Annotated in this window: 10 protein-coding genes and 2 pseudogenes; 10 read left to right on the forward strand and 2 right to left on the reverse strand. The window is 67.4% G+C overall.

The window, feature by feature from the left end; all coding sequences use genetic code 11:
• Positions 1–10: 10 nt before the first annotated feature.
• From ACWCP2_RS23765 to ACWCP2_RS23780, 4 genes are all read left to right on the forward strand, one after another.
• A complete protein-coding gene (locus ACWCP2_RS23765; protein WP_450910584.1) occupies positions 11–850 on the forward strand; it encodes an alpha/beta fold hydrolase in 840 nt (279 codons plus the stop codon).
• Between the two features lie 63 nt (positions 851–913).
• Positions 914–1,222 (forward strand): hypothetical protein, encoded by a 309-nt coding sequence (locus ACWCP2_RS23770; RefSeq protein ID WP_450910585.1) that lies wholly within the window; start codon positions 914–916, stop codon positions 1,220–1,222.
• Positions 1,223–1,260: 38 nt separating this feature from the next.
• The gene (locus ACWCP2_RS23775; RefSeq protein WP_450910586.1) at positions 1,261–1,458 is read left to right on the forward strand and encodes a serine protease inhibitor; all 198 of its coding nucleotides are present in this window, start codon (positions 1,261–1,263) and stop codon (positions 1,456–1,458) included.
• Between the two features lie 174 nt (positions 1,459–1,632).
• The gene (locus tag ACWCP2_RS23780) at positions 1,633–2,205 is read left to right on the forward strand and encodes a pYEATS domain-containing protein (protein WP_450910587.1); all 573 of its coding nucleotides are present in this window, start codon (positions 1,633–1,635) and stop codon (positions 2,203–2,205) included.
• A 1-nt stretch (position 2,206) separates the two neighbouring features.
• Here ACWCP2_RS23780 and ACWCP2_RS23785 read toward each other — a convergent pair.
• Positions 2,207–2,545 (reverse strand): annotated as a pseudogene (locus tag ACWCP2_RS23785) (formylglycine-generating enzyme family protein); the annotation flags it as partial.
• 94 nt (positions 2,546–2,639) lie between these two features.
• Between ACWCP2_RS23785 and ACWCP2_RS23790 the strand changes: the two are divergent.
• On the forward strand, positions 2,640–2,885 hold the full coding sequence (locus ACWCP2_RS23790; RefSeq protein ID WP_450910588.1) for a hypothetical protein: 246 nt from the start codon (positions 2,640–2,642) through the stop codon (positions 2,883–2,885).
• Positions 2,886–2,905: 20 nt separating this feature from the next.
• Here ACWCP2_RS23790 and ACWCP2_RS23795 read toward each other — a convergent pair.
• Positions 2,906–3,091 (reverse strand): annotated as a pseudogene (locus ACWCP2_RS23795) (response regulator transcription factor); the annotation flags it as partial.
• Positions 3,092–3,568: 477 nt separating this feature from the next.
• On the opposite strand from ACWCP2_RS23795, the gene ACWCP2_RS23800 reads away from it, so the two are divergent.
• The 5 genes from ACWCP2_RS23800 (at position 3,569) to ACWCP2_RS23820 (ending at position 8,629) form a co-directional block, all read left to right on the forward strand.
• On the forward strand, positions 3,569–4,138 hold the full coding sequence (locus tag ACWCP2_RS23800; protein WP_450910589.1) for an SMI1/KNR4 family protein: 570 nt from the start codon (positions 3,569–3,571) through the stop codon (positions 4,136–4,138).
• Positions 4,139–4,791: 653 nt separating this feature from the next.
• The gene (locus tag ACWCP2_RS23805) at positions 4,792–5,121 is read left to right on the forward strand and encodes a hypothetical protein (protein WP_450910590.1); all 330 of its coding nucleotides are present in this window, start codon (positions 4,792–4,794) and stop codon (positions 5,119–5,121) included.
• Positions 5,122–5,207: 86 nt separating this feature from the next.
• Positions 5,208–5,582, forward strand: coding sequence for a hypothetical protein (locus ACWCP2_RS23810; RefSeq protein ID WP_450910591.1), 375 nt, complete (start codon positions 5,208–5,210; stop codon positions 5,580–5,582).
• A gap of 404 nt (positions 5,583–5,986) precedes the next feature.
• Positions 5,987–7,579, forward strand: coding sequence for a hypothetical protein (locus ACWCP2_RS23815; RefSeq protein ID WP_450910592.1), 1,593 nt, complete (start codon positions 5,987–5,989; stop codon positions 7,577–7,579).
• Between the two features lie 789 nt (positions 7,580–8,368).
• The gene (locus ACWCP2_RS23820; RefSeq protein WP_450910593.1) at positions 8,369–8,629 is read left to right on the forward strand and encodes a hypothetical protein; all 261 of its coding nucleotides are present in this window, start codon (positions 8,369–8,371) and stop codon (positions 8,627–8,629) included.
• The last annotated feature ends 1,250 nt before the right edge of the window (positions 8,630–9,879 follow it).

Here is a 9,879-nt window from a genome sequence, read left to right on the forward strand (position 1 = left end):
GTGGTCTCCCATGAGCATGGACAAGGTGTTCTCCGCAGACGGCACGGCCATCACCTACGAGCAGCAAGGCGCAGGCCCTGCCGTCGTGCTCGTCGGCGGCGCATTCATGACACGCGGCGACTGCGCCACCCTCGCCGGCCTGCTGGCCGAGCACTGCACCGTCATCACGTACGACCGCCGGGGCCGCGGCGACAGCGGTGACAGCCCGGAGTACGACGTCCAGCGCGAGGTCGAGGACCTGGACGCCCTCATCGAGCGCGCCGGCGGCGAGGCCATGCTCTTCGGCATGTCCTCCGGCGCCGTACTCGCGCTGGAGGCCGCGGCCCGGGGCAGCGCCGTGACCAGGCTCTTCCTGTACGAACCGCCGTTCATCACCGACAACAGCCGCCCGCCGCTGCCCGCGGACTACGTCACCCACCTGAGCGAGCTCGTGCGGCAGGGCGAGTACGGCGACGCCGTCGCCTACTTCATGACCGCGGCCATCGGCATGCCCGCCGAGGCCGTCGCCGGAATGCGCCGGGCCCCCTTCTGGCCCGCCATGGAAGCCACCGCCCGCACCCTCCCCTACGACGGCCGCATCATGGGCGACACCATGTCCGGCCGCCCGCTGCCCGCCGACCGCTGGCAGTCCGTCAAGGTCCCCGTCCTCGTCGGCACCGGCGACGCGGGCGCCCCGCACATGCTCACCGGCGCACGGGAACTCTCCGCCCTGTCCGGCAACTTCTCCCTCCACGTCTTCCCCGGCCAGCAGCACGACATCGCCCCGGAACTCCTCGCCCCCGTCCTGACCGGCTTCTTCACCACGGCGGAGACCGCAGGCCCGGGATGGCACGGTACGGGTTCCTTGTGAAGAATCGGGGGCAGTCGCAGGGCACTGGAGTTCCGCCAGTTTCGCCCTAGGTGAGGAGTTGCTGTGACCAGTTTCGTCATCACGGTCCCCGGCACGTTCGTGTCGGACGTCGCTGATTCCGTGCCCTCGGTCATCGAACGGAAGTTGGCACCGCGCCATACGGAGGTCAGCGAGAACGAGGGGCTGCGCCTCCTCACCCTCAACGACGACGGCACGTTCTCCATCCGGCTCGAGGTCGAGGCCCCGGACAAGTACGAGGCGGAGCTCGACGCCATGCGGATCGTCACGCGCGCGCTGGAGGAGTCGGGCCTCTCGGAATCCGACGCCCCCCTCGGCCCGCCCGCGGTGACCGGCATCGACAGCGACTTGTGACGCCCGAAACCTGAAACGATCATCACCCTGGAGGGCTGATGGAGGCGAAGAACGAGTGGCCGGAGCTGGCGGGGAAGCCGGCGGAGGAGGCCGGCGAGCAGATCCGGGCGGAGTTCCCGGGGATCGCGGTCCATGTGGTGCCCGAGGGCAGCATGGTGACGATGGACTTCAACGAGCAGCGCGTCAGGCTCTTCGTCAAGGACGGCAAGGTGGTGAGGGCACCCCGCCGCGGATAGGCCTCCCAACGGAGCCACCGGCCCGGCGCCAACGGCCACCGCTCCTCCGAGGAGCGCCGGCCCCTGCGGCTGCGGCACGGTCCGGTCGCGCGGACCGTGTTGTGGCGTGCACAGCCCAGTGAGAAGCTGCGGCGGTGTCCGGCACCGGCCGGGCGGGCTCCTCGGGGGGAAAAAATGAAGGACTGGATACCGTTCTTACAGGCTTTGATCTGGCCGGCCCTGGTGCTGATCCTCACCTTCAAGTTCCGCGCCGGACTGGGACGACTCGTCGAGGCGATCAACAGCCGGGTCGAGCACGGCGACTCCTTCGAGGCAGGAGCGTCCGGCATCAGGCTCGGCCCCTCGTCCCCACCGACCCCCACCGGGGCCGAACCCCAGCCGGGCGCGCAGCCCGTTCTCGAGGTCCCACCGTCACAGGCCGAACTCACCGAGGTCCCGACCGAACTCGCCCCCCGCGTCCATCTGGTGCACAGCGCCCACCGGGCCGGCGCGATCGACCGAAACGGCTACCGGTACTTCCAGCTCCGTATCTCCCTCGAAGGCGACAGCGACGCCGATCTCGACCGTGTCACCAAGGTCGTCTACCACCTGCACCCGACGTTCCGGGACCCCGACCGCACCATCACCGATCGCGCGGGCGGATTCGAACTCACCACCGCGGCCTGGGGAACGTTCAACCTGACAGCCGACGTCTACGTGCGGGGCGCCACCGAGCCCATCCGGCTGGAGCGCTACCTGAACTTCTGACGCCCCGCGCCGCGCGTTCCCACTCGTCCTCCGTGGGCAGGCGCACCTCGAGGCCGTCGAGCCGTTCCCCGAGCCACCGGCAGTAGGCCGTTGCCGCTTCCCAGGTGGCCCCGATGACCGGGTGGTCCGCGGACGCCCGTGTGACCGGTCGGCCGGTGGCCGCCGCGAACCGCGCCCACTGGCCGACCGTGACCGGCGTACGGGCGATCCGGAACGCCGGTACGTGGATCTCCGCGCGCGGGACTTCCTTCGCGTACCACTCCACCGGCACCCCGGTGTCCGCATAGCGGCGGGCCACCTCCCCCACCTCGTCGGCCGGCGTACCCGGACGCGGCAGCACGGCCGTACCGACTCGCCCGCTCGCCGGGTCGGAACCATGTCCGTTTCCCGTTCTGATCCGGGGGCATCCGGCCGTCATGGACACCACAAGGGACATGAGTGAAGAAGCGATCGAGACCCAGGGCGACGAGCATCATGTGGTGCTCAGCGCTGACGCGAACGGTGATGGGAAGCCGGATGTCTGGATGATCGATACCACGGGTGACGGGAAGGCCGACCTGTATCAGTTCGACACCACGGGTGACGGCCGGATCGACGTCACCATCGCCGATCGCGATGACGAGACCGGGAGCGACCGCGTGGTCGTCGAGGGGGACGGCGGCCACCCGCAGGAAGCATGACCTTCCTGTGAGCGGCGGGTTCAGAGCCATCCCATGTGGGCGGCGCGGAGTCCGGCTTCGAACCGGCTGCGGGCTCCGAGTCTTTCCATGATCGCTGCCATGCTGCGGCGGATGGTGCTCAGGGAGACACCCAGTCGGCCTGCGGCCGTCTCGTCGGTGAGGCCCTTCGCCAGCAGCATCAGGAGTTCACGTTCCTGCGTGGTGAGTCCTGCTCGACGACAATCCCGAGATGAGCTGCGACTCCCGCGACCTGGGCCTCATCCCCACTCACCGAGTCCTCGGCGCGGCACCGGCATCATGGCGACCTGCCACGCCACGGCCCCAGTAAGCCCAACGGCGCCCAACACCCCGGCAGCCTGACCACCCGAAACGCCTCCTCCCTGCGCGGCCCCCAAAAACCCATCAAACCAATGAACAACCTCCGCCCCAAGGTCACCGCGACCACCACCGAGCGGCCCCAGTCGCAGCGCGCGACGGCCACGCCAAGGTCGGCTCCCTTCGCCGCACCCGCGCCGCGCTCCCCGACAACGCCGTCCGAGAGCTGGCCCGTGCTTCAGGACGGAGGATGATCGCGAGCAGGCATGGAACACACGCTCGACGTACCATCCCTGCAAGGTTGTCCGGCCGATAAGTCCCAACCTCCATGTCGTAGCCGAAGGACACAGGACAGAGGGCAGAGGACGATGAGTGTGACGAAGAGTTGGTCGCGCGTGATGAGTCTTCTTCGGGAGCACGCGCCGGCCGATCACGCGGATCTGCCAGGGCCCGCTACGGAGCAGACGCTCGCGGCAGCCGAGGAACGGATGGGGATCTCCCTGCACGGGGATCTGCGGACGTGGCTGTTGCAGAACAATCTGGATCTGCCGGACGAAGACGTCGACGACGAAGTGCAATGTTGCGGCTTCGACGGGTTCCCTGACGAGGGAAGCTTCTTTCTGGGCATCCGGGCGATGGAGAGGCTCTACGCGAACCGCTCCACGTCTTGTGGATTCGACCCTCCGGACCAGCCGGACTACCCGTTCTGGCGCAACGAGTGGATCCCGTTCCTGTCGGACCAGGACGGCTGGATGGGAAAGTTCGTCGATGTGCGGGACGGGCGCGTCGGCAGATGGTTCGTGGGTGCCCCTACGGTCACGGGCGAGTACGAATCGATGGCCCAGTACTTCGACTCCCTGGCGAAGACACTGACGAGGATCGCCGAGGGAAGCTTCCCGGTCTGCCGGTTCGCCGAAGGCCGACTTGCCTGGTCGTGAGCCGGTTTTCCCAACGGGATGACGGCCATCCGGCTAAGACTGCAGCCGGCCCGGCGGAGGATCTGCCAGAACGTAAGTCGCGCGACGCTTCGTTCGACCGGTGCCCGTGCCGCGCTGCACTCGGCGAGCGTCCCGTCCAGCAGTGGGCGCCTTATCTCTATAGATACTTGAGCCCAATCCGTACCAACCCCTCGATCCCAGAGTCTATCCACTCTTAAATTTGAGTCATGCGGGTAGACGAGGGTCACCTCGGAGGAGCAGGCGGGATTCGGCCCGCCCAGTACCCGGTCAGTCGGTGTGAGAAGGGGTCTTCCTCACGCCGATCGCAATCGGCCGCTCTGCCACGACTCCGGCAGTCAGTGACCGCGGCTGCTCTCACTTCGAACACGGTGGAAGGACCACCAGGACAGAGCGAACTCCCTTCCGTCGGGCCCTGCTCTGGAGGCACAGCTGGAAGGGCCTGGGGTGGACGGAAGGGGGTCAGCCCGGTACTCCCGGCCGAGGGCTGGCCCTACTCGGGGAATGGGGGAGCGGGACATCTTCCGGGCGAGGCTCAACGCCACCCGCAGGCAAGGGGCTTGGGGTCTCGGTTCAGGGGCATCGGGTGGAAGGTGGACTTCTCGGCTTGTGTTCCTCTGCGGAATGGGATGGCGATGCGCAGACTTCTCGGCCTGATGATGGCGGCCTTCGGTCTCTCCTTCGCGGTGTTCGCCGTGCCCTTGAGTCGGTCCGGCCTGCGGATTGGCGGCCGGCTGGGCAAGGGGATGGATTCCTGGAATGTCAAGGCCTTCCGGATCGGCGGCTCTGTTGTCGCGCTCCTGGGGATAGCCCTCGCCACAGGCCTGGTGGGCGGCTCCACCGGTATGTCGGCCACGGACCCTGACTCGCCGGTACCGCCGTGGCTCCTCGTGGTGATTGTCGCCTTGGGCTTCCCGGTGATCCTGTTCCTGCTGGTACGCCGGGGGCGCCAGCGCGGAAACTGACTTCGGCCAGCTGCCCGCGAAGCGTCTGCTTGATGGGTCGGCCACGGCTTGGAGTGGAGATATCAGGCACCGAAGATGTTTCTGGCTTGTCTTCTGCGGACTTTCTGACGGTTCTGAGGCGTGGGACGGACCGTCTGTGGCCTTTGGAGGCAGCGGTTTGGCTGCTGGAACGGACGGGCGGCTGGCTCGAGGACCCGCGGTTGCGTCAGTACGTTGTCGGCGGAACCGACCATGAGGACGAGAGATGGGCGGGCTTTGAGGTCTCGAAGCTTCGCGCTGCGGTAGAGGCAGGAGACCTCGGAGAGCACGGAGAGGAGCTGACAGTCCTGTGCTTCGCCCTCAGCCTGTACGGCGACTTCCCGATTTCTCTGCGTTACGACTGCGACGGCCTTTCTGAGGAGGTTGTGCAGCTGATGGGGAAGGCCCTGCTCATCGCGAACGGCTACGCCGAACGTGACTGACGCCCCGCTCCCCTTACTGCTGCCCGCATAGCGGGCTGGTCCTGAAGGCGGAGCCGGAAGGACCCCGGGTGGGGGAGCGAAGCGGACCCGCCCAACGGGCCGAAAGCCCGAACCCCGTGAAACGGGGTCACCTCCCGCGCACAGCGCGGGAGCCTCCCCAGAGCCAGTCCGCAGCGAAGCGAAGGACTCCGGCCCCAAGGGCCGGCCCACGGCACGCCAGCCAGGAGCGGGTCCGCGTACGCATGTACATACGTCCCACATCTGCGTACAACCGTCGGGTGGTGCGGGTGGTCTATTGAGCAGTCGGTCCGGTGACCGGTCGGCCGGTGAACGGATCCCTGGGGGGACACATGAACAAGCGCATCCTTGCTCTGCTGTGTACGGCGACCGCTGTGGGGGCTGTCATGGCCGCGCCCATGGCGGCCCACGCAGCGGACCCGCACAAGGAACTGTTCGCGCAGATGGAGTACGAGAGGGTCGTCGTGGGCTTCGGCACCATGACGCAGCCCGCGGGCCTGAAGGTGCACGTGCGCAAGAAGGGCACGACCGAGCGGGTCGCCACGCTCACGAGCTTCGAGAGGCGGGAACACTGCGACCTCGGCTGCGACATCGGCGGAGTCGATTCGCAGCGCTTCTTGACGGACCCGCTGAAGCTCCCCGAGCTCGGCGAATACACGGTCGACGTGGAGTACAACGGCACCGAGGGCGAGCCCGTCCTCCGTCAGGACCAGGTCGCCGTCAACTACCGTCTCCGGCCGGTCTTCGAGAACGTGAAGGTCTCGAACGAGGTGTCGCTCCAGAGCCGCAGCGCGGTGGTCTCCGGCGACATCAAGATCCACGACCCCCGCGATGAGTCGCGGAAGCCGATCGAGGGCGGCACGATCACACCGCGGTTCGGCGCCGTCACCACTCCCTTCAAGGCGGATGCGAAGGGCCACTTCGAGTTCGAGGCCGCTTTCACGGGTGCCGAGGACGTCCGGACCTCCTACGAGGAGGTCGACTACGGGCAGAGCTTTGCGAGCGTCGATTTCGCGACCACGCTGAACGGCGTGAAGATCGAGGCGTCCGACCGTATCTATGTCCTCAGCACGCCGGCCCGCATCGCCCTGGACCTTTCGAAGGCCACGGGCGCCTACGGGACGCGCGGCAAGATCAGCGGCGCGGTCACCTGGAAGGCCGCCGACGGCACGTGGAAGCCGGCCCCGGCCGGCAGTCGGGTCTTCGTCGGCACGATCGGAGAACTGACCACGGACAGCGCCGGCCGGTTCACCGGAAGCCCCACGTTCTTCAACGACGGCTACTTGGGCGTCAAAGAAACCTCGGACTGGCTGACCGCATCCGACCGGGCTGTGAAGATCGACACCACGGCGGGGACCCGCTTCTCGCACCCCACCGCCTCCGTTGACCGGAACAAGACCCTGTACGTGCGTTCCGCCTTCGAGCGCTTCGAGATGCCGGCCGGCACCACCTCCCTGAAGGTGGAGATCCAGCACTCGGCGGACGGCAAGACGGGCTGGACCACCCGCAAGAGCGTCGACGTCCCCACCAAGCCCGGCACCAACCCGGTGGCTCAGGTCAGCACGACCCTGCCCTACCCGGGCGCCGGCTACATCCGCCTCCGGCACGCGAGTACGAAGGCCGTCCACGGCTGGACCACCGCGGGGATGAAGGTCTCCCGGACCATGACCGCCATCCCCCAGTTCAACGCCTCGCCCGAACCGGTCAAGAAGGGCCAGCCGCTCACCGTCACCGGCAAGCTCAACCACTCCGACCCGACCTGGAAGCCCTTCACCGGCCAGGCCATCAGCTACTACTTCCGGCCCGCTGGATCCACCACGTGGAAGCTCATGGGCGACTCCAAGACCGCCGCGGACGGCACCTTCACCAAGGCCTTCACCGCCGACCGGACCGGCTCCTGGACCGCCCGCTATGAGCAGACCGACGACACCCATTTCTACGCGACCAGCCGCATCGACGAGGTGATCGTCAACCCGTAGCCTGCCCCGGCCGCGATGCCCGCCTTCTTCCCCGTCCTCACCCGTGCCCTGTCGCCCGAGGTACAGGCCCCGGCCCGAAGGGTTCAGGCTGAGATTCGTGTCCAAGTGTCTCCTGCGAGGCCGCAGGTGATTGTCGTTAGGTCGAGGCGGTAGTTGTCATCGTGGGTTGCCGAGAAGAGTAGGCAGCACTCCTCATGCACCAGTCGTGAACCCATGGAGCCGGGCCCTCGCTCGGGCGGCCGCCGGCGAGCCGGCGACTGAGCGCATGTCGGACCCGAACGAGGAACGGGGAAGCCGGACCGTCCATCAGGGATTTGATCACCGCGAGTATCGATTTACTCGTGTGGAGCAGTGCCGGATTGACCCCGATGGACGGCCTGGATCACGCTATGTGAGTTCGTTTGCTCGGGCTACGACTTGATGGTCGCGCGCTGATGGCCGGCCCCGGGTAACCGAGCCCCGCACCGGGCGGGCATCACCCTCCTTTCGTCGACGCAACCGGCGTCTCTGCAGGGCCCCTGAGCCCACAGCCCCCGCGCGGTCGGGCACGCAACCCGCTTCCTCAAGTTCGGCTCAATTGGATTGCCGACGGTCTTCGTCGAGTGCGAGAGTTCACTCGTGCCCGGCAGATGTAGGGCACAACTGGTCTACGTACGGGGGTATTTCACAATGAATGCTGTTCGCATGGGAGCCAAGATCACGGCCCTCGCGGTGCTTGCTCTTCCCGCACTCGGAAGCACTGCCTACGCTGCGCCGCAGGCTGACGTTTCCGCTACTCCGCTGTCCGTGGTGAGGACCTCGTGGGGCTGCAACAACAACCCGACGGTTAATCGCTTTAACACGTCGTACGAGCCCGGAAACAACACCGTCACCGTCTACTACAACAACCACTGCAACCACGCCGTGAATTTCCACGTGGACTTCTTCGACACCAAGAACCAGCAGAATCACTCCTCGGGCTGTGTGACGATTCCTGCGGGCGCGAACGGCAGCAAGAAGTTCGACAAGAGCGTCTTCGACGACGTCAGGGGTGTCTGGAGCGGATGCTGATCCAGACCTGACGTCTGAGCTTCCAGACGGAAGGCTTTCGCCGGTGAACTCTGGCCAAGATTCACCGGCGAAAGCCTCTCCTCCACCAGCGGGCTCTCCCCTGTTGGGGGTTGTAGTCAGGATGATCGGCGTAGAGCCACCGCAGGGCACTGGCAGTCACCGCGGTTGTCGGGCGAGCACGCGTCGCTCGACCTCCCGCGGGACGCAAGCCGGGTCGTGCAGGGCGATCGTGGGGTGAAAGCCGGAGAGTCCCCCGACCCAAAGCCGACCGTATGCCCGTCAGCGGTCCACTCCCCGCGGCCGTCACCGTCGGGCCAGGCCCGCCTCCTCGTCCAACCGAGCGTGGAGGAACGCCACAACCTCTTGGCTCATGTGGTCATCCCGGACGATGCGCCAGGCCCGGCCGCTTGGACAGCGACAACGGAATGATCTGGACGTGGCTGGCGTGATCACGGCGTCCGAGCCGTCCCGGCCAGCCCCCTCGGCACGAGGACGCGGAGGCAGTCCGTTGGGGCAGGCCTTCTCGGCGTACCGGCACACGAACCTGACCACGCGGCAGCTCGCCCCGCCGTTCGGAGTCTAGAAGTCGGCGGCCCGCGACAGCCGCATGCGTGGCATGCGAGCGATGTCCTCGTGCACCCGACCGGACCTCACTGACTGCAGGCCGTCAATGAGTCCGTGCTGTTTGAGTAGCTGGCGCGTTGGATGACTTGGACCGCCTGACCCGAGCCACGGGTCCGGTGACATGAGTAGTTCTCTGCTGCTGGTCCTGGAGGCGGAGCCGAAGGCCCCCGGGTGGGGGAGCGAAGGGGAACCACCCAACAAACCAAAAACCCGGACCCCGTGAAACGGGGTCACCTCCCGCGCGAAGCGTGGGAGCCCTGAGGCCGGCGAAGCCGGCCTGCTCCGGTGGCAGACAGCGGAAGTTGGAGCCTGTCCGGAGCGAAGCGGAGGACTCCGGGCCGAAGGCCCGGCTATCGCTCGGAGCGAAGCGGAGAGCTAGGCCCGAAGGGCCCCGGGCGAGCGCAGCGAGGTGGCTAGTCCGGAGCGAAGCGGAGGACTACCTCCCCGAAGGGGAGGCTCTGGCCGCGAAGCGGCCCCGCCGAGCGCAGCGAGGCCAGCTTTCTCTGGTGGAGCGCAGCGGAGCCAGAACCAGTCCGGAGCGAAGCGGAGGACTCCGGGCCGAAGGCCCGGCTATCGCTCGGAGCGAAGCGGAGAGCTAGGCCCGAAGGGCCCCGGGCGAGCGCAGC

This window comes from Streptomyces sp. NPDC002104 (assembly GCF_053593795.1).

Excerpts from the sequence above, each read along its gene's own strand:
- ACWCP2_RS23765 (WP_450910584.1), top strand. The coding sequence starts at position 11 with ATGAGCATGGACAAGGTGTTCTCCGCAGACGGCACGGCCATCACCTAC.
- ACWCP2_RS23775 (WP_450910586.1), top strand. The coding sequence starts at position 1,261 with ATGGAGGCGAAGAACGAGTGGCCGGAGCTGGCGGGGAAGCCGGCGGAG.
- ACWCP2_RS23780 (WP_450910587.1), top strand. The coding sequence starts at position 1,633 with ATGAAGGACTGGATACCGTTCTTACAGGCTTTGATCTGGCCGGCCCTG.
- ACWCP2_RS23790 (WP_450910588.1), top strand. The coding sequence starts at position 2,640 with ATGAGTGAAGAAGCGATCGAGACCCAGGGCGACGAGCATCATGTGGTG.
- ACWCP2_RS23800 (WP_450910589.1), top strand. The coding sequence starts at position 3,569 with ATGAGTGTGACGAAGAGTTGGTCGCGCGTGATGAGTCTTCTTCGGGAG.
- ACWCP2_RS23805 (WP_450910590.1), top strand. The coding sequence starts at position 4,792 with ATGCGCAGACTTCTCGGCCTGATGATGGCGGCCTTCGGTCTCTCCTTC.
- ACWCP2_RS23815 (WP_450910592.1), top strand. The coding sequence starts at position 5,987 with ATGGCCGCGCCCATGGCGGCCCACGCAGCGGACCCGCACAAGGAACTG.